Origin of the sequence: Prevotella sp. Rep29 (genome assembly GCF_019551475.1) — a bacterium.
In the GTDB taxonomy this organism is placed as follows: domain Bacteria; phylum Bacteroidota; class Bacteroidia; order Bacteroidales; family Bacteroidaceae; genus Prevotella.
Genome location: NZ_CP047159.1, coordinates 35,378 through 57,407, shown reverse-complemented (window position 1 = coordinate 57,407; position 22,030 = coordinate 35,378). Strand labels below are relative to the sequence as shown.

Genomic DNA, 22,030 nt, shown 5'->3' with positions numbered 1-22,030 from the left:
TCTATTTCTCTTCTAATAGTTTCTTAATTTGCGGTACGTAATTATCCAAATCACCGGCTCCAAGCACCATCAGCACGTCAAAGTCGCGGTTTTTCACCAGCTCCAAGACCTCATCTTTCCGTATCAGTTGTTTCTTCACACCTTCCCGTAGGTGGTCATAAATCAACTTCGATGTCACACCGGGAATCGGCTCTTCCCGAGCTGGATAGATATCGCACAGTATTACCTCGTCAAGCTGACTCAACGCATCGGCAAATTCCCGATAGAAGTCTCTCGTCCGTGTATAGAGGTGCGGTTGGAATATCGCTGTTATTGTCCTGTTTCTATATAGTTCACGAATGCTTTTCGCACTCTGGTAAATCTCTTTAGGATGATGGGCATAATCGCTAAGAAACACATGACGATCGTCCTTAATCTTGAAATCGAAACGACGCTCCACGCCTCCATAGGTTTTCATGCCATATCGCAACTCTGCCGCCGTACAACCACACAACTGCGCTACAGCCATCGCAGCGATTCCATTCTCAATGTTGATGGTGACGGGTTGTCCCAACTGAATGCCGGGAATATTTTCTATCGGTGACACAAAATCGAACGTGATTTCTCCATTGTCTATCACAATATTTTCTGCCCGAAACTCACCTTCATCCAGACCATATTCAAACACACGAACGCCTTCTTGCACGGCAGGTTTCATCTCCACACCCTTGCGAATCACAAGTGCACCACTAGGCTGGATGAGCGTCGTATAATGGCGAAAACTCTCCAAGTAAGCCTCTTTTGTCCCGTAGATGTCCAAATGGTCTGGATCGGTTGAAGTGACAACGGCAATCCACGGACGCAGCCAATGGAACGAACGGTCAAACTCGTCAGCCTCCACAACAACGTAATTGCTTTTCGAAAGAATATAGTTGGTGTGGTAGTTTTTCAAGATGCCGCCCAAGAAAGCATTACAGTCAATCTGACTCTGGTGCATGATGTGTGCACACATGGCAGAGGTTGTGGTCTTCCCATGCGTTCCGGCAAAACACAAACCTTTATGGTGTTGCGTTAATCTGCCCAGAACCTGTGCCCGCTTCTCCACCTTAAAGCCGTTTTCGCGGAAAAACACAAGCTCTTTATGGTCTGCAGGCACTGCCGGCGTATAGACAACCAGCGTGGATTGTGCATCACGGCATGCATGCGGAATCATGTCCACATTTTCCTCGTAATGCAACAAGGCTCCTTCTTTTTCAAGCTGGACGGTCAGTTCCGAACTGGTCTTATCATATCCAGCCACGACCATCCCATGACTGATGAAATAGCGCACCAACGCACTCATACCGATACCTCCCGCACCGATAAAGTACACTGCTTTTATGTCTTTTCCAAAACTCATCCTCTTCGTCTTTCTGCTAAACGGATCACCTCGTCGGCAATGATTTCTGCAGAGCCCGGCAATGCCATCTTCAAGATCTGCTCGCTCAGTTCGTGCAACTTCTGTTCATTCTGAACCGTTTCAATTGCTAATGGTATCAACTGTTCCCGTGCCTCAACATCCTTCACATACAAGGCTGCATTCTTATTCACAAGTGCCATCGCATTTTTCGTCTGATGATCTTCTGCAACGTTCGGACTCGGAACGAGAATGACAGGCTTCCCTATCAGACAGAATTCGCTGATGCTGCTTGCACCTGCACGGCTGACCACCAAATCTGCAGCCTTGTAAGCCGCTCCCATATCGCTGACAAAGTCCAGCACTTTAAGATTTTCTATTGGCTGATGCTTTTTCAACTCTTCCGTCATGGCGGAGTAATAATACTTACCAGTCTGCCATATCATCTGTACTGAACTCTCTGCTATTGCATCAAGATGCTGTAAAACGCTTTCATTCATTGTTCTTGCTCCCAAGCTTCCGCCAACGAGAAGCACGGTTTTCTTCGCCGGGTCAAGTCCAAAAGCTTTTACGGCTTCTGCCTTAGAGTGTGTAGATTCCAGCAAATCCTGACGCACGGGATTACCCGTCAGAATGATTTTCTCCGCAGGGAAAAAGCGCTCCATACCTTCGTATGCCACACAGATCTTTTCAGCTTTCTTTGCCAACAACTTATTGGTTACACCTGCATAGCTGTTCTGCTCTTGTATTATACAAGGAATGCCCATTGCTGCCGCCTTGTTGAGCGTCGGACCGCTTGCATAGCCTCCGACACCGACAGCCACCTGGGGCTGGAATTCCTTTATGATTTTTTTTGCCAAACGCTGGCTCTTCCATATTTTGAAAAGTACCGACACGTTTTTCAGCAGATTCTTTCTGTCAAACCCACATATCGGAAGTCCTTTTATCTCGTAACCAGCAGCGGGAACACGCTGCATCTCCATACGTCCCAAAGCGCCCACAAACAGGATTTCCGCTCCCGGCTGTTTTGCCTTGATTGCATTGGCAATGGAGATAGCAGGAAATATATGCCCGCCTGTTCCGCCTCCACTGATAATTACCTTTAGATTCCGCTCCATTTGTGTTGAACTTTTATCCTTTGCAAAAATAATATTTTTTTTTCTCTTTCTATCATTTTCATCCATTTAATTGAATGAGGAAATGCCTATTCGGACGTTTTCATCTCTTTTGTCCGGAAATCCTTTTTCTTGGCTGACCGGCTGATACTTAAAATCACTCCGATATAGATGCAGTTGATAATCGACGAGGTTCCACCTTTACTAATGAGTGGAAGCGGCTGTCCTGTGACGGGAGCCAACCCTACTGCCACCAGCATATTGAACAATGCCTGTGACACTAAAAGCAGAGCCAATCCCATGGCGAGAAATGCCGGGAAGTTATTTTCGCAGCGGTTGGCTATGCGCCCCGTGCGGAACAGCAAGATGATATAGAGTATTGCGACAAACGCCCCACCGACGATTCCCATCTCTTCAATGATGATTGCATAGATAAAGTCGGAGAACGCCTGCGGCAAGAAATCACGCTCCACGGAGTTGCCCGGTCCTTTTCCTATGATGTTCGATGTGGCTATGGCGATATTCGAATGACCCACCTGCGAATTCTTGTCAAGATCAAACTCTTCTGGCGGCACTTCCTTCGAATCGAAGAAACTCAGGATACGTCCCTTCCATGTTCCGAACCGATGGAATATTTTCTCTACCGAAGAAGGTTTTTCGTTGCTCTCCACCTGCTCCGTCATCTGCTGTTTGGTCTCAGCATTTTCTCCTTCATCGTTCTTTCCTAACAGCAATATAATGCCGATGAAGACAACAACCACCAACATGACGACACCCATCAACTTTCCTATTTGCACCATCGGCACACGACCGATAATCATCATAATCAGAACTACCATTCCAAGCAATGCCGCTGTGGAGAAGTTTTCCACTACGATGAGGACAATAATCGGAGCACTGGTTATGAGGATATATTTCATGGTGTGCTTATCAGCGCCATTGTCGGTCTGCATCGCACTCAATATCTGGGCAACGGCAAGGATGAGCGTTCCCTTTGCTATTTCCGATGGCTGGAACTGAATGCCGAGGAAACTGACCCATCGGCTCGCATCATTAGTCGCAGTCCCTGCCACAAGCACCCAAAACAATGTAATGATAGAAAAAACCAACAAGAATGGCGTGACAATCTTGAAATATTTGCAAGGGATGTTGACAACAAATATCATCACAATAACACCAAGTATCAAGATACGTCCATGGTATAGGGCTGGTCCCCAATAGCTTTCATTCTTATATGTCAGCGAACTGGAAGCACTGAACACCTCCACGACGCTAATAAGACAAAGGAAGAAGAATACCATCCATATCACTTTGTCGCCCTTGAATATATTTCCTATCTTCTTATTCATCTTTCTCTTTTCGTAGCTCTCTTACCAATGTCTTGAACTGCTCGCCACGGTCTTCCATGTTTTTAAAGAGGTCGAACGAAGCACAGCAAGGACTTAACAATACCGTATCGCCTGGCTTTGCCAATTCACGACAAGCCGCCACACAATCTTTCATTGAATGGGTGTCACGAACGGGAATCCCTAAAGAGTCGAAGAAATCATGCAGCTTGGTATTGTCTGCTCCCAGGAAGACCAGACCCGCACATTTCTTCTTCACCAATTCCCGAATCGGTTCATAATCATTGCCTTTGTCTTTGCCACCGATAATCAGAATCGTCGGCGTCTTCATACTCTCCAAAGCATACCAACATGCATCGACATTCGTGGCTTTTGAGTCATTGATATATTCCACGCCATCCACCTTACATACACGCTCTAACCGATGCTCAACACCGGGAAAGTCGCTAAGTGACTGGCGGATAACATCTTTCTTGATTCCGCTGATGTTCGAAGCTATACCGGCTGCCAGTGAGTTATAGATATTGTGACGTCCCGTCAGGCTCAGTTCTTCCTGTTCCATATTGAAGGGCGTCGGATATTCTATTTTGTACTGTCCTTCTTCCATATAGCCGATGACGCCTTTTTTCTTCACCTCAGAGAACGGACACTGCACCGCCTTGATGTCATATTTTTCCAATTCGCGCTTAATGATTGGGTCGTCTGCCCAATAAATGAACGCATCTTCGGACGTCTGATTCTGCGTAATACGCATTTTTGCATCTACATAATTCTGCATGCAGTTGCCATAACGGTCAAGATGGTCGGGTGTGATATTCAACAGAATAGCGATATCGGCACGGAAATCATACATGTTGTCCAACTGGAACGAACTCAATTCGATGATGTAATATTCGTGCGGTTCTTCTGCCACCTGCAAAGCAAGCGAATTTCCAATATTCCCGGCGAGCCCTGCATCGTAACCGGCTGTCTTGAATATATGATAGATAAGCGAGGTGGTGGTGGTCTTCCCGTTTGACCCCGTGATACATATCATTTTCGAATTGGTATATCTTCCGGCAAACTCTATCTCGCTGATAATACGGATGCCTTTTTCTATGGCTTTCTTGACAATCGGAGCCTCATCGGGTATGCCCGGACTCTTGACGATCTCTTCTGCGTCAAGAATACGTGCTTCAGTGTGATGCCCTTCTTCCCATACTATCTGGCGTTCGTCAAGCATTTTCTTATAGCGCTCTTTAATGGGCGACATGTCCGACACAAACACGTCATACCCCTCTTTCTTTGCCAGTATGGCAGCTCCCGTTCCGCTTTCTGCAGCTCCGAGTATTGCGATTTTCTTCATCATTCAACTTCTCCTTTTAATATTTTCTTCCATTGTGAAACAAGCCTATCGAACCTTCAATGTGATGATTGTCAAAGCAGCTAAAATGATCGTTACAATCCAAAAGCGGATGGTGATTTTTGACTCATGGAACGGACGGTGCGGCCATTTCTTCAACACATAACGACTTTCCGGGTCGAGCTGGGAATCCAATTTACGGAATGTATCATGAATGGGAGCTGCCCGGAATATGCGCACACGCTGCCCCTTATGTTTCATATACTTGAAATATTGTGTCTGGATAATGACACTCAAACTCTCCACGAAGAAGATGCCACAGAGTATGGGCAGCATCAGTTCTTTATGAATGATAATGGCTACCACGGCTATAATTCCGCCAATCATCAGCGAACCGGTATCGCCCATGAACACTTGTGCTGGATAGGCGTTGTACCAGAGGAAACCAATCATGGCGCCAATAAAGGCACAAAGGAACACGACCAGCTCCTGCGAACCTGGAATATACATGATATTCAGATAGGAGGCATATTCTATGTGCGAACTGACATAAGCAAAAATGCCCAATGCCACACCGATAATTGCTGACGTGCCGGCACACATTCCGTCCATTCCGTCGTTCAGATTGGCTCCGTTCGAGACTGCCGTCACGACCAAGATGGTCATGATGACGAAAAGTATCCATCCTGCGGCATTCTTATACTTACCGCAAAACGCCATCATCTCGGAATAGTCGAGATTGTGGTTTTTCACGAAAGGTATCGTGGTCTTAAGCGATTTCACCGCCTCAGACTTATGCCTGACGACGATCTCTTGTCCTTGTTTCTCTATCTCGACATTCTCATTGATTTTCGCATCAGGGCTCATCCACAACACCAGTCCGACAATCAATCCTATCGTCACTTGTCCCACAATCTTGTACTTCCCTTTCAAGCCATCTTTGTTCTTGCGGAATATCTTGATATAGTCATCCAACCCTCCCAAGAAGCCAAGCCAGACAGTGGTTACAATCATGAGTATCAGATAGATATTGCGCATGCGTCCCAACAACAATACGGGCACGAGAATGGACACCATAATGATGATTCCACCCATTGAGGGAACACCTTTCTTCTCCACTCCGAATGGGTCAATGGATGGATCGCGTTGCACTTCAGTGATGTGCTTGCGCTTCATGTATTTAATAAATTTCTCACCGAACCACGCCGAGATAATCAACGACAGAATCAGTGTCAGCAAAGAGCGGAAACTGATGTAGCTCCACATATGTGAGCCCGGTATGCTGAATTCGTCTAAGAATCTGAACAGATAGTATAACATACTCCTTCCCCTTTCTTATTGATTATTGAATATTTCCCTGAGCACCTCACAATCATCGAAATGATGTTTCACTCCCTTGATTTCCTGATAGTCCTCATGTCCTTTTCCTGCCACGAGCACCACATCGCCTTTCTTTGCCAGCATACATGCTGTACGAATGGCTTCGCGCCGATCGACAATGCTCAGGGTCTTTTTCTTTTGCTCTTTATTGAGCCCTTCCAACATATCGTCGATGATGGCTTGCGGCTCTTCGAAACGCGGATTGTCGCTCGTCACAATCACCTGGTCGCTCTGTCTGACTGCTTCTTGTGCCATGAGCGGACGCTTTCCCTTATCACGGTTACCGCCGGCACCACAGACAGTTATCACCTTTCCTTTTCCGTTGAGCACTTCATGTATGGCATTCAACACATTAGCCAGTGCATCGGGTGTATGGGCATAATCGACGATTGCCGTAAAACCTTCCGGTGAACGCAATGGTTGCAATCTGCCACTCACACTTTTCAACGTGCTCATCACGACCAGCACATCTTCGGGACGTTTTCCCAACATGACAGCGCAACCATACACTGCCAACAGGTTGCTGACATTGAACTTACCTATAAACTGCACACCGACTTCCCTGCCGTCCACTTCCAGGTACATGCCCTCGAAGTGACATTCCAACAGCCGTGCACGATAGTCTGCCATCGTCCGAACGGAATAGGTTTTTACCATTGCCTTGGTGTTCTGAACCATAAAGCTGCCATTTTTATCGTCGCTATTGATGATGGCAAAGGCTGTCTTCGGCAACATGTCGAAGAACTTCTTCTTCGCATCCCGATAGGCTTCGAACGTCTTATGATAGTCGAGATGGTCACGCGTCAGATTAGTAAAGAGTCCACCCGTGAAATGCAGTCCACCGATGCGATGCTGGGCTATGGCATGTGAAGAACATTCCATAAAGACATATTCGCATCCTGCCTCTACCATGCGCGCCAGCAACTTGTTCAGTTCTATGGCATCGGGGGTGGTATGACTGGCAGGAATTGCCTCGTCTTCGATATAGTTACAGACAGTGGAGAGAAGTCCCACCCGATGTCCGAACTTCCTGAACATATTATATAATAATGTGGCGATGGTTGTCTTTCCGTTGGTCCCTGTCACTCCGACCAGTTTGAGACGGTGTGAGGGGTCGCCATAGAAGCGTGTAGCCACCTCGCCTACGGCTTCTTCCGTGGATGGCAGCTGCACATAAGTGACTGTCGGCAACTGATGCTCGGGCATGTCCTCGCAAAGAACGGCGACAGCACCCAGTCCTATCGCTTTTTCGATAAACTGGTGACCGTCGGTCTGTGTCCCTTTCATTGCCACAAAGAGACCTCCCTTCCCCACTTTTCTGGAGTCGATATCCACAGCCGTGATTTCCACATCCTCGTTACCTTGGATCTGAATAGGCTTACAGTTGATGAGTAAATCCTTTAATTTCATGCCTGTTTTCTTTTTTAGTTCAGTCGTAAGATACATACGTCTCCTTTTGCTATCTTATGTCCGGCAGGAAGACTTTGCTCCACGACTTTTCCACGTCCGCTCAACTTCACTTTCACGCCACGCCCCTCCAGCATATAAACAGCATCACGGGCGCCCATGCCAAGAACGGTGGGAACATATTGTTTTCCGTATATCTTATCTTGCTTCATGTTCATTCCCGTCTTTTCACGAGACACATATCCCCATACGGGAGTTTCCTGATGGCTGCCGCTGTTGCCCTGTGTTTTGAAACCAAGGCGGGAAAGAACGATATTGGCTGCCGTCAGGTTACCATATTTCACATCAGGAAGGAGTATTGACGAGGAATCTCTGGCATCAGACACCAACAGTTTCAGGTTTTGTGCCATAATCCCTTCTGCAACATTGCGGAACACCGGACCGCACATACCGCCGCCTGAAGCCGGAAGTCCTGCCTTCTGAATACATACGATACAACTATATCGAGGATTGTCTGCCGGGAAGAACCCGCAGAAACTCAGAAGATAGTTGGTCACACCGCTCTTATAGCCGCCGGCTCCCTGCGAAATCTGCGCCGTACCCGTCTTACCTGCCACGGCGAACGACTTCGAACCGGCTTTCTTTCCCAAGCCTTGACTCACCACATGGGTCAGGATGGTCTGCATCGTCTTGATGGTTGACTCTTTCGCTATTCTGTTGCGCATCACGAAAGGCGGATATTCGGCAATCGTCACGCCGTCTTTCTGCACTTCCTTGACGAAACGCGGGCGCATCATCTTTCCATTGTTGGCTATCGCATTATAGAAGGTCAGCGTGGAGATGGGGGGAACCTGTGTCTCGTAACCGATACTCATCCATGGCAATGCGGTCTTGCTCCAGTTCTCATATTGTCCGTTTGCAGCCTTTCGCGGCATACGGATGCGGGCAGGTGTCGAACCGAAAAGCGGTATCTGCAAATCGTCGGCGAGTCCTGTGCGATAGATGCCTTCCACAAACTTCTCGGGATTCTTTCCATAATGGTCGTCGATGATTCTGCTCACACCGATATTCGAGCTCACCTCCAACGAGCGGGGGAGGGAGATGGTTCCATATCCGCCGCGCGTCCAGTTGTGGTCTTTCATGTTACGACCGTGCATGTTCCACACGCCGCCGCCCGTCGCGACCATATAAGTGGTATCTACCACACCGTCGTCCAGCGCCACGAGGATGGAGGCGGTCTTGAACACCGAGCCAGGCTCGAGCAGGTCGCTCACGGCATGGTTCTTTCGCTCCCGATAGACTCCGTCCGGACATTTCTCCATGTTCACGATAGCCTTGATATCGCCTGTCGCTACTTCCATCACGATGACAACTCCTACGTTGCCGTTGATGGCTTTTAGCTCGTCAAGTATGCAGCGTTCCGCCAAGTCTTGTATGTTGACGTCGAGTGTCGTCACGATGTCTGCACCATCCACGGGGGGAGTATCGACAATGCTCAGATAGTGATTCATCACTTTCCGCCGGTGGGTGATGCCTTCTGTTCCGCGCAGCACGGAGTCGTATGAGAGTTCCAAGCCGAAACGCGCCGTGTCTTTTGCACCATAGAGGTCGCCGACCGTACGCCCTGCCAGCGAACCGAAGGGGCGCCGACGGGCATTGAACTCTTCTACATGGAAGCCGCCTCGAATGGATTTCAGATTGAAAACGGGCAATTTCATGACTGCTTCTTTCGTGTTATAGTCCACACGCTTGCTCCACACCGCCCAGTGACGATGCTGCTTCTGCCTGCCCGCCTCTAAGTCAGAACGGAACTGGGCTGCACTCTTTTCGGGGAAAATCCGGTTCAACTGCTTGCAGATGGTATCCACACTGGCTTCCCAAAGCGAGTCATTCCCTGCTTCGTGAAGGGTCTTGAAATCCATGAACAGCTTGTATTCAGGCAGTGACGACGCCATCAACTGTCCGTCGCTACTGAGAATATTGCCACGCATCGGTTTCACCGTCACGCTGTCTGCCTTCTGACGGGAAGCAACTTTCTCCCAGTAGTCGCGCTTGACGGTCATGATATAGAACGACTTGGCTACTACGGCTACGGCGGCTATGGCCATCAGCACGGCGATGACTGTATAGCGGGGCATTATTTTCTTATAATCAAACTTGCTCATGGCTTCAACGTTTCTCTTTTCTAAGTTCTATTGAGGTATCTCTATGAAATACGGTGGCTGACTGGCTTGCTTCAAGCTACTGTCGTTATTGGCTTTCAAAGCCTCGAGCACGTTGCTCTCCCGACTCATTTCCGTCAGTTCGCTCGATTTTGATAACGCTTTGTATTTTGCCTTTTGAAAAACATTATTCAGGCGGTCTATCTCAATAAGATCTTTTTGACAACTGTAGCGATTCGCCACATAGATGATGGTGAACAGGACAATCAGCAGGATAAGCCATATCTGTCGGCGGATGGAGCGGTTGTTCAGGATGTCGCCACCGAGAATCTTACGCAGCGTGAATTGCGAAGAGAGCGGCTGCTCATCTTCGCGAGCGGTCTCCTCTATCACTTCTTTCAGCGTAGGTCCTTCCTCTTCAGGCGCCTGCTCTGCCTCTGCCGAGAGCGGCTCCTTGCCGTTCTCTGCCGCTTCAAGGAGCTCCTTGAGGGGCTCTTGCTCTGACAGTTTTTGCTCTTTTTCGTCTTGTTCTTTCATACGTCAGTATTATCGTTTCTTTTCTGCAATCCTCAGTTTTGCGCTCCTGCTGCGCGGGTTACGCGTCTGTTCGTCTTCGTCGGGGATGATCACCTTATTGTTCACAGCCTCGAGGGGTGCCGTAACCCTCCCGAAAAAGTCCTGCTCAACGCGTCCTTCCACATTGCCGCTCTTGATTAAGTTTTTCACCAGTCGGTCTTCCAACGAGTGATAGGTGATGACCGAAAGCCTGCCGCCCGGTCGGAGCAGTTCGGTGGCTGCCGTCAGGAGTTCTTTCAACGCCTCCATTTCATGGTTCACTTCGATGCGGAGTGCCTGGAACAGTTTCGTGAGTTCTTTCTTCCCGCGCTCTTTGGGGAAGAGTTCTTGCACGGCATCAGCCAACTGCTGTGTGGTGGTCAGCACCTGCGTTTCGCGCTTCCTTGCGATGACGGCAGCTATCCGACGGGCATTTTTCAGTTCGCCGTAGAAGTGGAGCACGTCAGCCAAGCGCTCTTCAGGATAGTCGTTCACCACATCCTGCGCCGTCAGCGTTGCCCGCTGATTCATCCGCATATCCAACGGGGCATCGAAACGGAAGGAGAATCCGCGCTCCTGCTCATCGAAGTGATGGCTCGAGACGCCTAAGTCCGCCAACAATCCGTCAATCTGCGACACGCCATAATAGCGCATCCAGTTTTTCAGATAACGGAAATTGGAACGCACAAACACAAAACGCGGATGCGCTTCGCCCTCTGGCGACACCTTCCCATCCTCCATGGCTTGCTGCCACTGCCGTTCTGCATCTGCATCTTGGTCGAAGGCGAACAAACTCGACGTGGCATCCAAGCGCGAGTAAATCTCACGCGAATGCCCGCCGCCTCCGAAGGTCACATCGACATACACACCGCCTGAATGGATATTCAGACCGTCCACACTCTCTTTCAAGAGCACCGGTACATGGTATTCTTCCGCAACCGTCAATGTTTTATATTCATTTATCTGTAATCGTCCCTACTGCTCCTCTTTTCCTGCAGCCCTCATCAGTTCCTGCAAAGCATCGCTAAACTCTGCCGGTTCCACGAAAGGCCTCTCCACGCTCGCAGCACTCCAGATTTCAATCGTGTCGCCCAGACCGATGAAACGGATTTCCTGCTCGATGTTAGCCATCTTCAGATAACGTTTGGGAATCAGCAGCCTGCCGCTCGCATCAAGGGTTATCAACTCCACATCCGATACAAACTGACGGAAAATCTGCTGCTGGCGCGCATCCCAACGGTTCAGACGCGAGCGCATCAGGTCCATCTGCTCGTTCCAAACCGACTCGGGGTAGAGCGTCAGACACGCCTGAAACACATCCCTGCGCATCACCAGATTGCCCTCACCGGCACGCTGGAGAATCTTGCGGAAGGCTGCCGGGAGAAACACCCTGCCCTTCGCATCTGTCTTCGCTTCTATGTTTCCTAAAAAACGCATCTTCGTATCTGACTATAAGAGGTATTCGGATTATTCCCTGCAAAGGTATAAAAAATCCCCCACTTCGCCCCACTTTTCTCCATGTTTTTCAAAAAAAACCTCATTTTTTTATTTTTTTAACACCCCGAGCGCTTTTTTCTGCGTTCAACGCCTCATGACTTTCCAGAATCCGATGAGGTGTAGCCAGAAGATAATTGTTGATTTTTTCATTCATTCCGCAAGTTTAAGCCCTCGCGGTTTTGCATATTTATACGCAAGGTCAAGCCTTTTCGTATCCATTCGTAACTTATTGATAAACAATGCATTATATATCACCTTGCAAAAGTTCAACTTTTGCACGCTGAAAGTTCAACTTTCACGCCCTAAAAGTTCAACTTTTGGAAGCTAAAAGTTGAACTTTTGGAAAACGAAAGTTCAACCGTTATATTTATACAGTGTTTCTGTATGTTTATGCAGGCTGTTTTTCGCGAAAACATTTGCTTCCGAAAAGCCGTCAAACTGACAAGATTTTTCTCACTACAGACTGTTCTTCCCGGGAAAAATTGCGGCGCGCCACAGTCCGGATGCAATGAGCAAACTGCAACGTCATTTTACCTGATGCTTCACATTATTTCAGGGACACAACACAAAAAAAACATATTTTTTTGACAAAAAGACGTAGAAATTGGAAAAATAAAGTTACTTTTGCATGATATTAGCGAATCCAACATGACAGAAATTACAGAAAAAACGATTGATATCGACCATATTCTCAAAGGGAAAATGGGTTCAAAAGCCAAGTTTGTGCCGAAGTTCGCGCGCAACTGGCTCAAGCGCATCATCCACCAGGACGAGGTGAATGCGTTCCTCTGGGACAGCCGCGACAAGACAGGAGTGGAATGGCTCGAGGCAACACTGCGCTATCTGGACGTGACGTTGGAGATTGAAGGCAAGGAAAATCTGCCTGCCAAAGATGACGGACGCCTTTACACGTTCGTGTCGAACCATCCGCTGGGCGGAGCCGACGGAGTGGCGCTCGGTGCCATCATCGGCAAACAATACGACGGACGCTTCCGCTATCTGGTCAACGACCTACTCATGAACTTGCCGGGACTGGCTCCCCTCTGCATCCCCATCAACAAGACGGGACACCAGAGCCGCAATTTCCCGGCGATGGTCGAGGCGGGCTTCAAGAGCGATCATCACATGCTCATGTTCCCGGCGGGGCTCTGCTCACGCAAGATTAACGGCGAAATCCACGACCTCGACTGGAAAAAAACTTTCATCACGAAGAGCGTTGAGACACAGCGCGACGTGGTGCCCATCCACTTCAGCGGAGAGAACTCAGACCGATTCTACCGCATCGCCAACATCTGCAAGCGACTGGGCATCAAATTCAACATCGCCATGCTCTTCCTTGTTGACGAAATGTACAAGAACGTGCACAAGACTTTCCGTGTCACCATCGGCAAGCCTATCCCATGGCAGACATTCGACAAGTCGAAAAGTGCCACACAGTGGGCTCTCCACGTCGAAGATATCGTCTATCAACTTGGTAAAGAAAAATAGTAAGAACGAATAAAAAAATAAGAAGATGCAACCGATTATTCCTCCCGTCGACAAGCAAATCCTCAAGCGTGAACTCACAGCAGAACGCCAACTCCGCATCACCAACAAGAGCGCAAACGAAATCTATATCGTCGATTATCACAACGCACCGAACGTGGTGCGCGAGATAGGACGCCAGCGCGAAGAGGCTTTCAGGGCTGCCGGAGGAGGAACGGGCAAGGAACTCGACCTCGACAAGTTCGACACGATGGAAAACTGCTACAAACAACTCATCGTCTGGAACCCAGAGGCAGAGGAGATTATCGGCGGCTATCGCTACAAACTCGGAACGGATGTGGATTTCGACGAACAGGGACAACCCATCCTCGCCACCAGCCACATGTTCCATTTCTCCGAAAAGTTTATCCGCGAATACCTGCCCTACACCATCGAGCTGGCACGCTCATACGTGACACTCCCCTATCAAAGCACGCGCATGGGCTCAAAAAGCCTTTTCGCACTCGACAACCTATGGGACGGACTGGGCGCACTGACAGTCATCATGCCCAACGTGAAATATTTCTTCGGAAAGGTAACCATGTATCCCTCTTACGTAAGAAAAGGACGCGACATGATTCTCTACTTCCTCAACAAGCATTTCAGCGACCCAGAAAACCTCATTATCCCGATGAAACCGCTGAAAATTGAAACAAATCCGGAGGAATTGGAGCAACTTTTCAACAAATCTTCGTTCAAAGACGACTACGTCACGCTCAATGCCGAAATCCGCAAATTGGGATTCAACATACCACCATTGGTCAACGCCTACATGGGACTCAGCCCGACAATGAGAATGTTCGGAACCGCCATCAACGACGGATTCGGCGACGTGGAAGAGACGGGCATCCTCATTGCCGTCAACGAAATTCTCGAACAGAAACGCATCCGACACATCGACACCTTCATTGCTGAACACCCCGAAGCACTGAAAATCACATCGGGAGCAAATAAGATTATTTCGAAGCAGTAATCAGTGAGTAACCTTTATGATTTCTGATCCAGGATAAAGATCTTTTCCACCTTTAATATCCCATTCAACAAGCATCTCATTAGCGGTCGTCGTATTTGTATATATCGCTTTGACGACACTATTCTTGTTAAGGGTGGCAATAACAAAAGCCGACGCATTCCATTTCTTATACGGTACAACAAGAATCAGAAAAACATCACCAGGCTGAGGTGTTCCGTATTTTCGAGAAAGCTTTTCTACATAAAACATAGCATACGAATATTTGTTGTTTCGATGCAATGTACCAGCATTCTCATCCCCATATTCTGAAACAGGATAGAACTTTTTATAATACTCACCTTGCCACTCTTTAAAAACAAAAAACGGAAGATACCTATCGTCTGATTCAAAATCAAACATCACATCTAACACTTCGGGCAAATTCTTGTTTTTTCCTAAATAAAAGACATACGCATTTCCTTCAGGAGCAACATTATTTTCAGTTGTAAGCCGCACTTCTATGGTGTTAAAATCTTCGTCATAGTCTTTTTCACATGATATTGTGAAAAGCAATAACAAAGCAAAAAACAAACATTTGTGTTTTTGTATCACCATGATTTCATCTTTTTAATGTCACACTTACTTATTTCGTAAAAATCACCGACTTTATAACAAAAAACGGCTTGAGTATTAATATTTTAACTCACAATATCCACCCAACTAAACTACGCACTTCCCCGGGAAGGGACAAGTGCTTAATGATTCGAATACAACACCTGTATGACTGTCTGTCCTACTGCTTTGAGCGTATTTCTGTCAATATTCTCCATATTGTCGGCAAGTGTATGCCATGCCGGTCCGAACGAACTTTCCTTGCAGTTCGGGTAATAGGGAACGATATCTACGGTCGGTATGCCAGCCACCTCGTTCACAGGCACATGGTCGTCGGTCACATAACCGCCGGGCGTGGCAGGGAAATAGCCACTATAACCTGCTGATGCAGCCGCACTCCACACCTGATTGACAATCGACTGAGCGTATTCCAACGAGAAACCTTCCTGATAGAACTGCGCACCTACGCCACCGACCATGTCGAGCAAGATGCCGAAGACGATGGCATAGTCATTTTTATATGGACGATTGGCAGCCCAATAGCGTGCACCCAAAGCCCACGACTCGTCGCTCTGCTGCTCTGCCCATTGCGGCGTGCCCCAGTCTTCAGCGTCGAAACACACGAAATCCACCGCTACGCCAGGCAGCGGGTTTTGCTGGATGAGGCGGGCAATCTCGAGCATCACCGCCACGCCCGATGCCCCGTCATTAGCTCCTGCTACGGGTTTCCGGCGGTTACTCTCGTCCGGGTCGTTGTCCGCCCATGGACGGGTGTCGTAATGTGCACAAAGCAGGATATGTGGTTTGCTGTTGTCCGCTGAAGTACGTGCAATAATATTCGTGGCTTTCAGCATCGTTCCGTCATAGCCTTTCAGGTCTGCCTGCTGCTCCTCGACGAGACAGCCGTAAGCGCGAAACTCCTCGGCAATCCATTCCTTGCACTGCTCATGCGCCGGTGTATTCATCGCCCGAGCACCGAAATCGCATTGCTGCTGACAGAAAGCATAGGCAGAATCGGCATCAAAAGCAGGCCCTACGGGGTCCGTCACCTCGACCGCTGAACCTGTTTTGACGTTCTTGGTATTCTTACAGGCAGCACACGAACAAACCGCCGCTACCATTATTATCAGCCCGAAGGCTGTCACAGATTTTCTTCTCATTGTTGATTGGTGTTTTGTCTGAGCGACTGCACACGTGCCATCACACGCAGCCAGTTGCCGCCCCATATCTTTTGAATATCTCGTTCATTGAATTTCCTGCGCAGGAGCTGACGGGTGAAATTGATCATTTCCGAACTGTCTGCCAGTCCGCACACGCCGCCATCGCCATCGAAATCGGTACCCAATCCTACGCAATCGATGCCCATCACCTCAATGGCATGCTCAAGATGTTTCATCGCATCGACGATGGTTGCCGTCCCCTCGCTGCGGAGGAAACCTGGATAGAGCGTCACCTGCATCACTCCACCTTTCGAAGCCAAAAGCCGCATCTGGTCGTCGGTCAGATTGCGGGGATGGTCACAGAGTGCCCTGCAACTGCTGTGCGAACAGACGATTGGCGTGGCACTGATTTCGAGTGCATCGTAGAACGATTTCTCGTGGGCATGACTCAAATCGACCATGATGCCTAAGCGGTTCATCTCGCGAATGACCTCCGCGCCGAACTGGCTCATGCCGCCGTGCGTCTGCATGCCGCGTGCCGAGTCGCACAAGTCGTTGTCGCCATTGTGACAGAGGGTGATATAAACGATTCCTCTTCGGGCGAAGTGCTCCACATTTTCAATATGGTGTTCCAATGCCAGTCCGTTCTCAATGCCAAGCATAATTGACTTTCGCCCCTGCTTCTTGTTGTCGTAAAGTTCCGACGGCGTGCGCACGATTGACACATAACGACCATAGCCGTTAATCATCGCCTTCACCTTGTCGAAGATAAGGTTGGCATATTCGAACGGTCCCTGCACCTGGAACGGAACTTTCTCGGCGAAGGTCGCGCCCGCAGCCGGCTGTGGCAGATAAGCCACCATCGTCGTTGCGTCCTGACCACCTTCTGTCATTTTTTGCAGATCGACGAGTATTCGCGGGTCGCGCCGTTCGAAATGGATGTCCTTCGAGAAGAACATCGGTGTGTCGCAATGGGTGTCCAGCGTGAGCACTCGTTGGTGCACAGCCTTGGCGCGTTTGAACTCCCGCGCCTGAATCACGAGCCATCGGAAGAGACGCCTTCCGTCACTCATGAGCCATTCGGGATGCCACTGCACACCGAGCACCGACTTGTATTCCGTGCTCTCCATCGCTTCGATGATACCATCCGGTGCTGTTGCTGTCACGTGGAAGCGAGGACCGGTCTCCTTGACTGCTTGGTGGTGGAAGGAGTTGACATAAATGGAAGATGCTCCTTCGTAGATTTCTTGCAGTTCCGAACCTTCTGAGATATTCACCACATGGCTCAGCATGTCGCGGTCGCCGTCCTGTGAATGTTTGAGGGGCTCGGTGTCTGCGGACAGACCCGCCTTTTGTTGTTTCTTGAAATCTTCTTCTATGTCCTGCATCACCTTCCCGCCTAATGCCGTTGCCAGTGTCTGCATGCCTCGACAGATGCCCAACATGGGAATCTGACGGTTGTATGCCAATTTCGTTATGAGCAGTTCGGGCAGGTCGCGCACGTTGTTCACTCCATGCAACTGCGGCGAAGGCTGTTCACCGCTCCACAGCGGATTGATGTCGCCACCACCTGTGAGCAATAGTCCGTCAATACTTTTCAGGGTATTGATGATAACGTCCTTATCGGCAACGGGAGGAATCAGCACCGGCACACCGCCTGCACTGACCACTTGCTTGTAGTAGCGGTCCATCAGTCGTGCCTCGCCTTCGGCATAGTTGGCTGTGATTCCGATGACGGGCTTCCAGTATTCCGGCGGGAAGTTTGAGTAGATTTCATCAAGATGCGCCTGGAGATCAAACGACTCCATGTCCCTGTTATTCTTCTGTATGCTCATGACTGCCCTTTGCTCCTATTTAATCGGTATATTGCGTTTGATGCTTTGTTCGAGCGAGATGAGCGTTTCCGTAGCCACCACGCTCGGAATATGCTGCAGTTTGCCGTTGATAAGTTCCATCAACTGCTCGTTGTCGCGGGCATAGAGCTTCACCATCATGGTGTAGGGACCGGTCGTGAAATGGCATTCAACCACCTCATCTATCTGCTCCAGGCACTCCACCACATCACGGTACATGCTGCCGCGCTCCAGCGTCAGTCCTACGTAAGTGCAGGTGTTGTAACCCAGACTTTTGGGATTGACATGGAAACCGCTTCCTGTAATCACTCCTGCTTCCACAAGATGTTGCACGCGCTGATGAATCGCCGCACGCGACACACCGCATTCCAACGCTACTTCCTTAAAGGGCGTACGGGCGTTGTTCGACAAGATACCGAGTATTTTCTTATCCAGTTCGTCTATTTTCTCTATTGCCATAATCTTACTGTTTTTGACATTCTGTCGCAAAAATATAAAAACAAAACGACATATGCAACAGATTTCCTTAAAAAATGCACACGCCGTTTGTAATTTCCTTACAAAATGGTTTATTCGCTATCCGTGAGAGCCGTCTTTTCTGTCGCCTGTTTTCCGAACAGTTTGCCCACCACTGCCGCAATCGCGCCGTCGCCCGTCACATTGCAGGCCGTACCGAACGAGTCCATCGCAATGTAGAGGGCTATCATCAGTGCCTGCGATTCTGCGTCGAACCCGAGTATCGAGGCGAGGGGTGCCAAGGCTGCCATGATGGCTCCGCCAGGAACGCCCGGAGCAGCAACCATCACAATGCCCAGCATCATCACGAAATGCAGGAAAGTTCCGAAGTCATAGGGAATGCCTTCCAGCAGACAGATGGTCAGCGCACACGCCGTAATCTTCATTGCCGAGCCCGACATGTGGATGGTAGCACACAGGGGAATGGTGAAGTCGGCAATGCTGTCGGGCACTCCGTTTTTCTTCGCCTGTCGCAGGGTGACGGGAATAGTGGCTGCCGACGACGACGTGCCCAGTGCCATAAAGTAGGCGGGCAACATGTTATAGAGCAGACGGAAAGGATTTTTCTTCACCACGATGCCGGCTATCACGAACTCATAAATCAAAATAAGGATGTGCAGGCCGAAGATGACGAGGATAATCAGTGCAAATACTTGCAGGATGTGATACACCTGACCGCTATGCGTCATCGTGAGAAAGATGCCGAAAATGTAGAGCGGCAGCAGGGGAACGATGGCGTTCTTGATGGTTGTCACGATAATCTCGCGCAGTTCATCGAAAAACGACTTCATCGTTTTATGCCCACCGTATGCCACACATATTCCTATGGTGAACGAAAAGACCAGTGCGCTCATCACTTCAAGGATGGGCGGGATGGAAATCTTAAAGAATGGTTCTATCGCCACCTCGCTGTCCACCTGCACGCTGCCCACCGACTCCACGATGCCCGGGAACACTGCCTCTCCCACGCCGAAAGCCAGCAGTCCTGCAATAACCGTATCAATATAGGCGATAATAACGGCTATCACCAGCAGTTTGCCTGCTCCCTTACCGATATCGGAGATGGCTGGTGTCACCAGTCCGACGATAATCAGCGGGACGATGAACGAAAGGAACTGCCCGAACACGCTGTTGAACGTGGCAAACAGCCGCACGCCGCCCATCGGCAGAAACTGCCCCGCGACAATACCCAGTATTATCGCGATTATCACTCGGAGCAAAAGGGGTAAACGCATGTTTCTTTTCTTTCAATTTTTTGACGTTAAGGACTTTAAGGACCCTAAAGACCTTAAAAGCGCCCTAAAAGCTTTATTTTCCGCAGAGTTTCTCCGCCATCGCCCTGCCCAGTTCTTCGCACTGTGCTTTCACTTCAGGCGTGAGCGACTGCTTCATTTCCACAGGCGTGCCGACGGGTTCGAAGTGCAGGCGCTGCTCGTTCCATTCGCCGATTTTCTCCACCGCCTTGCCAGCCCAGCCGTAACTGCCGAACCATCCGAAGAGACGTCCCTTCATATCGCGGTTGGCAATCTCCGACAGGAGTACGTCCATCTCATGGTAGAGTCCTGTGTTGTAGGTCGGTGCACCAACTATCAGTCCGCGGTAACGGAACACATCGCGCAGGATATAGCTGTGATGGGTCTTCGACACATTGTAGAGCACCACATTCTTCACTCCTGCCTGGCTCGCTGCGCGCGCTATTACCTCTGCCATCCGCTCGGTGTTGCCATACATCGTGCCGTAGCAGATGACCAGTCCCTCTTCCGCCTCATAGCGGCTCAGACGGTCGTAAATGTCCACCACCTTATTTATATAGTCGTGCCATACGGGTCCGTGGGTGGCGCAGATATAGTCGAGCTGCACACCTTCCAACTTCTTCAGCGCATTCTGCACGGGCGTGCCATACTTGCCGACGATATTCGAATAGTAGCGCACCATCTCGAGCCAGAAGCCGTCGCAGTTGATTTGCGAGTCGATGACTCCTCCGTTGAGCGCACCGAAACAGCCGAATGCGTCGCCGGAGAAGAGCACGTGCGACGTCGTTTCGAGCGTCACCATCGTCTCCGGCCAGTGCACCATCGGTGTGAGAACAAAGTTCAACGTGTGCGCCCCAAGCTCGATGGAATCGCCGTTTTTCACCTCTATCCCATCCTCTTCAATGCCATAAAACCCTTGTATCATGCCAAAGGTTTTCTTGTTGCCGACAATCTGTATTTCCGGATAATATTTCTTCAGCAGTGCCAACGAACCGCTGTGGTCGGGCTCCATGTGGTTGACGACGAGATAGTCGATTTTCCGGTCGCCTATCACTTCGCGGATATTCTCGATGAATTGGGTGAAAAAGTCCACTTCCACCGTATCAATCAGGCACACCTTTTCGTCGTCGATCAGATACGCGTTGTAGCTCACGCCGTTAGGCAGCGGCCACAGTCCCTCGAACAGGTTTTTGTTGCGGTCGTTCACACCGACGTAGTAGATTTTGTTTGTAATTTCAGTCATGGTTATATTCAATATATGATTTCATTTTTCCGCCTGCAAAGTTAAATAAAATCTCTGACATTATGAGGCTGTCCTGTCATTTTTATTGGCGCCCGGAGAAAATCTTTTCTTGCATTTAACCCAAATCGGTCATGAAACGTTGTGGTGAACTCGCCAACATCTCTCACTTCATTTTCATCATTTCACTCGTTTAACCACTTGCCGCTTTTGTATATTTATGCAAAGTCAGTACGATTATTGTGTGCTTTGTAAACTCTTGAATTTCAATACATTAGAAAATGCTTTCCAAAAGTGCCACTTTTGCACTCCAAAAGGGGAACTTTTAGGAGCTGAAAGGGGAACTTTTGCAAGCCAAAAGTGGCACTTTTGGAAAGCGAAAGTCCAACTGCATATTTATACGCCCGTTCCTGTATATTTATACGGGGCGCGTTTGTATGTTTTTTTTACCGGGATTTGGGTTAAATCCGTTATCGTCTATACAAGAAACACCGTTGGGGTCGATTGGCGTATCGACCCCAACGGAAAACAACAGTCAGCAGATGGGAAGAATGAACAGGGCGTCATTCGTCCCACACGTTTGTCCTCTTGAAGATGATGTCTGTTTGCGGTTCTTCCTCAAATTCCGTTCCCTTGCTCCCGAAGCCCGGATCGGGAATGGAGGCGGGCAGGTCCATCAGCTCTTCCATGTCCAGCGTCTTGATTCGCGGACGCATATATCTCTTTCGTCTTTCCATCATT

At 49.1% G+C, this 22,030-nt stretch carries 19 protein-coding genes; 2 read left to right on the top strand and 17 right to left on the bottom strand.

Translation table 11 applies throughout. The features are described 5' to 3' along the window. Position 1: 1 nt before the first annotated feature. From murC to mraZ, 10 genes are all read right to left on the bottom strand, one after another. On the bottom strand, positions 2-1,378 hold the full coding sequence (gene murC, locus GRF55_RS00260) for a UDP-N-acetylmuramate--L-alanine ligase (RefSeq protein WP_220368598.1): 1,377 nt from the start codon (positions 1,376-1,378) through the stop codon (positions 2-4). Further along, a complete protein-coding gene (gene murG / locus GRF55_RS00255; protein WP_220368597.1) occupies positions 1,375-2,493 on the bottom strand; it encodes an undecaprenyldiphospho-muramoylpentapeptide beta-N-acetylglucosaminyltransferase in 1,119 nt (372 codons plus the stop codon). The genes murC and murG overlap by 4 nt, the downstream gene beginning before the upstream one ends. Positions 2,494-2,579: 86 nt before the next feature. Beyond that, positions 2,580-3,839, bottom strand: a complete 1,260-nt coding sequence (locus GRF55_RS00250; RefSeq protein ID WP_220368596.1) for an FtsW/RodA/SpoVE family cell cycle protein — start codon at positions 3,837-3,839, stop codon at positions 2,580-2,582. After that, positions 3,832-5,181 (bottom strand): UDP-N-acetylmuramoyl-L-alanine--D-glutamate ligase, encoded by a 1,350-nt coding sequence (murD, locus tag GRF55_RS00245; protein WP_220369565.1) that lies wholly within the window; start codon positions 5,179-5,181, stop codon positions 3,832-3,834. Before murD ends, GRF55_RS00250 begins: the two co-directional genes overlap by 8 nt. Positions 5,182-5,226: 45 nt before the next feature. Continuing rightward, a complete protein-coding gene (locus tag GRF55_RS00240; RefSeq protein ID WP_220368595.1) occupies positions 5,227-6,498 on the bottom strand; it encodes a phospho-N-acetylmuramoyl-pentapeptide-transferase in 1,272 nt (423 codons plus the stop codon). A 15-nt stretch (positions 6,499-6,513) separates the two neighbouring features. Continuing rightward, positions 6,514-7,968: a UDP-N-acetylmuramoyl-L-alanyl-D-glutamate--2,6-diaminopimelate ligase gene (locus GRF55_RS00235; protein ID WP_220368594.1), complete on the bottom strand. Its 1,455-nt coding sequence runs from the start codon at positions 7,966-7,968 to the stop codon at positions 6,514-6,516. Positions 7,969-7,982: 14 nt separating this feature from the next. Next, the gene (locus tag GRF55_RS00230) at positions 7,983-10,130 is read right to left on the bottom strand and encodes a penicillin-binding protein (protein WP_220368593.1); all 2,148 of its coding nucleotides are present in this window, start codon (positions 10,128-10,130) and stop codon (positions 7,983-7,985) included. A 27-nt stretch (positions 10,131-10,157) separates the two neighbouring features. Then, a complete protein-coding gene (locus GRF55_RS00225) occupies positions 10,158-10,664 on the bottom strand; it encodes an FtsL-like putative cell division protein (protein WP_220368592.1) in 507 nt (168 codons plus the stop codon). Between the two features lie 9 nt (positions 10,665-10,673). Next, positions 10,674-11,627: a 16S rRNA (cytosine(1402)-N(4))-methyltransferase RsmH gene (gene rsmH, locus GRF55_RS00220; protein WP_220368591.1), complete on the bottom strand. Its 954-nt coding sequence runs from the start codon at positions 11,625-11,627 to the stop codon at positions 10,674-10,676. 30 nt (positions 11,628-11,657) lie between these two features. Next, positions 11,658-12,119: a division/cell wall cluster transcriptional repressor MraZ gene (mraZ, locus tag GRF55_RS00215; RefSeq protein ID WP_220368590.1), complete on the bottom strand. Its 462-nt coding sequence runs from the start codon at positions 12,117-12,119 to the stop codon at positions 11,658-11,660. Between the two features lie 708 nt (positions 12,120-12,827). Between mraZ and GRF55_RS00210 the strand changes: the two genes are divergently transcribed. Together GRF55_RS00210 and GRF55_RS00205 are read left to right on the top strand one after the other, a co-directional pair. Beyond that, complete coding sequence (locus GRF55_RS00210; protein WP_220368589.1) at positions 12,828-13,667, top strand: 1-acyl-sn-glycerol-3-phosphate acyltransferase; 840 nt, start codon at positions 12,828-12,830, stop codon at positions 13,665-13,667. A gap of 25 nt (positions 13,668-13,692) precedes the next feature. Then, positions 13,693-14,676, top strand: a complete 984-nt coding sequence (locus tag GRF55_RS00205) for a GNAT family N-acetyltransferase (protein WP_220368588.1) — start codon at positions 13,693-13,695, stop codon at positions 14,674-14,676. Here the strand turns inward: GRF55_RS00205 and GRF55_RS00200 are convergent, their stop codons facing one another. From GRF55_RS00200 to GRF55_RS00170, 7 genes are all read right to left on the bottom strand, one after another. After that, entirely contained in the window at positions 14,677-15,270 is a 594-nt protein-coding gene (locus GRF55_RS00200) for a hypothetical protein (protein ID WP_220368587.1), read from the bottom strand. It lies immediately after the preceding gene. 140 nt (positions 15,271-15,410) lie between these two features. Then, positions 15,411-16,427, bottom strand: a complete 1,017-nt coding sequence (locus GRF55_RS00195; RefSeq protein ID WP_220368586.1) for a M28 family peptidase — start codon at positions 16,425-16,427, stop codon at positions 15,411-15,413. Further along, complete coding sequence (locus GRF55_RS00190) at positions 16,424-18,235, bottom strand: membrane dipeptidase (RefSeq protein ID WP_220369564.1); 1,812 nt, start codon at positions 18,233-18,235, stop codon at positions 16,424-16,426. Before GRF55_RS00190 ends, GRF55_RS00195 begins: the two co-directional genes overlap by 4 nt. Before the next feature lie 42 nt (positions 18,236-18,277). Next, entirely contained in the window at positions 18,278-18,733 is a 456-nt protein-coding gene (locus GRF55_RS00185) for an Lrp/AsnC family transcriptional regulator (protein WP_220369563.1), read from the bottom strand. 116 nt (positions 18,734-18,849) lie between these two features. After that, positions 18,850-20,031, bottom strand: coding sequence for a dicarboxylate/amino acid:cation symporter (locus GRF55_RS00180; protein ID WP_220368585.1), 1,182 nt, complete (start codon positions 20,029-20,031; stop codon positions 18,850-18,852). 73 nt (positions 20,032-20,104) lie between these two features. Next, complete coding sequence (locus GRF55_RS00175) at positions 20,105-21,292, bottom strand: FprA family A-type flavoprotein (RefSeq protein ID WP_220368584.1); 1,188 nt, start codon at positions 21,290-21,292, stop codon at positions 20,105-20,107. Between the two features lie 560 nt (positions 21,293-21,852). Further along, positions 21,853-22,029 (bottom strand): hypothetical protein, encoded by a 177-nt coding sequence (locus tag GRF55_RS00170; protein ID WP_220368583.1) that lies wholly within the window; start codon positions 22,027-22,029, stop codon positions 21,853-21,855. Between the last annotated feature and the right edge of the window lies 1 nt (position 22,030).

Bases quoted from the DNA above. Each gene is read 5' to 3' on its own strand.
- murC (WP_220368598.1), bottom strand. From the start codon at position 1,378: ATGAGTTTTGGAAAAGACATAAAAGCAGTGTACTTTATCGGTGCGGGA.
- murG (WP_220368597.1), bottom strand. From the start codon at position 2,493: ATGGAGCGGAATCTAAAGGTAATTATCAGTGGAGGCGGAACAGGCGGG.
- GRF55_RS00250 (WP_220368596.1), bottom strand. From the start codon at position 3,839: ATGAATAAGAAGATAGGAAATATATTCAAGGGCGACAAAGTGATATGG.
- murD (WP_220369565.1), bottom strand. From the start codon at position 5,181: ATGAAGAAAATCGCAATACTCGGAGCTGCAGAAAGCGGAACGGGAGCT.
- GRF55_RS00240 (WP_220368595.1), bottom strand. From the start codon at position 6,498: ATGTTATACTATCTGTTCAGATTCTTAGACGAATTCAGCATACCGGGC.
- GRF55_RS00235 (WP_220368594.1), bottom strand. From the start codon at position 7,968: ATGAAATTAAAGGATTTACTCATCAACTGTAAGCCTATTCAGATCCAA.
- GRF55_RS00230 (WP_220368593.1), bottom strand. From the start codon at position 10,130: ATGAGCAAGTTTGATTATAAGAAAATAATGCCCCGCTATACAGTCATC.
- GRF55_RS00225 (WP_220368592.1), bottom strand. From the start codon at position 10,664: ATGAAAGAACAAGACGAAAAAGAGCAAAAACTGTCAGAGCAAGAGCCC.
- mraZ (WP_220368590.1), bottom strand. From the start codon at position 12,119: ATGCGTTTTTTAGGAAACATAGAAGCGAAGACAGATGCGAAGGGCAGG.
- GRF55_RS00210 (WP_220368589.1), top strand. From the start codon at position 12,828: ATGACAGAAATTACAGAAAAAACGATTGATATCGACCATATTCTCAAA.
- GRF55_RS00205 (WP_220368588.1), top strand. From the start codon at position 13,693: ATGCAACCGATTATTCCTCCCGTCGACAAGCAAATCCTCAAGCGTGAA.
- GRF55_RS00200 (WP_220368587.1), bottom strand. From the start codon at position 15,270: ATGGTGATACAAAAACACAAATGTTTGTTTTTTGCTTTGTTATTGCTT.
- GRF55_RS00195 (WP_220368586.1), bottom strand. From the start codon at position 16,427: ATGAGAAGAAAATCTGTGACAGCCTTCGGGCTGATAATAATGGTAGCG.
- GRF55_RS00190 (WP_220369564.1), bottom strand. From the start codon at position 18,235: ATGGAGTCGTTTGATCTCCAGGCGCATCTTGATGAAATCTACTCAAAC.
- GRF55_RS00180 (WP_220368585.1), bottom strand. From the start codon at position 20,031: ATGCGTTTACCCCTTTTGCTCCGAGTGATAATCGCGATAATACTGGGT.
- GRF55_RS00175 (WP_220368584.1), bottom strand. From the start codon at position 21,292: ATGACTGAAATTACAAACAAAATCTACTACGTCGGTGTGAACGACCGC.
- GRF55_RS00170 (WP_220368583.1), bottom strand. From the start codon at position 22,029: ATGATGGAAAGACGAAAGAGATATATGCGTCCGCGAATCAAGACGCTG.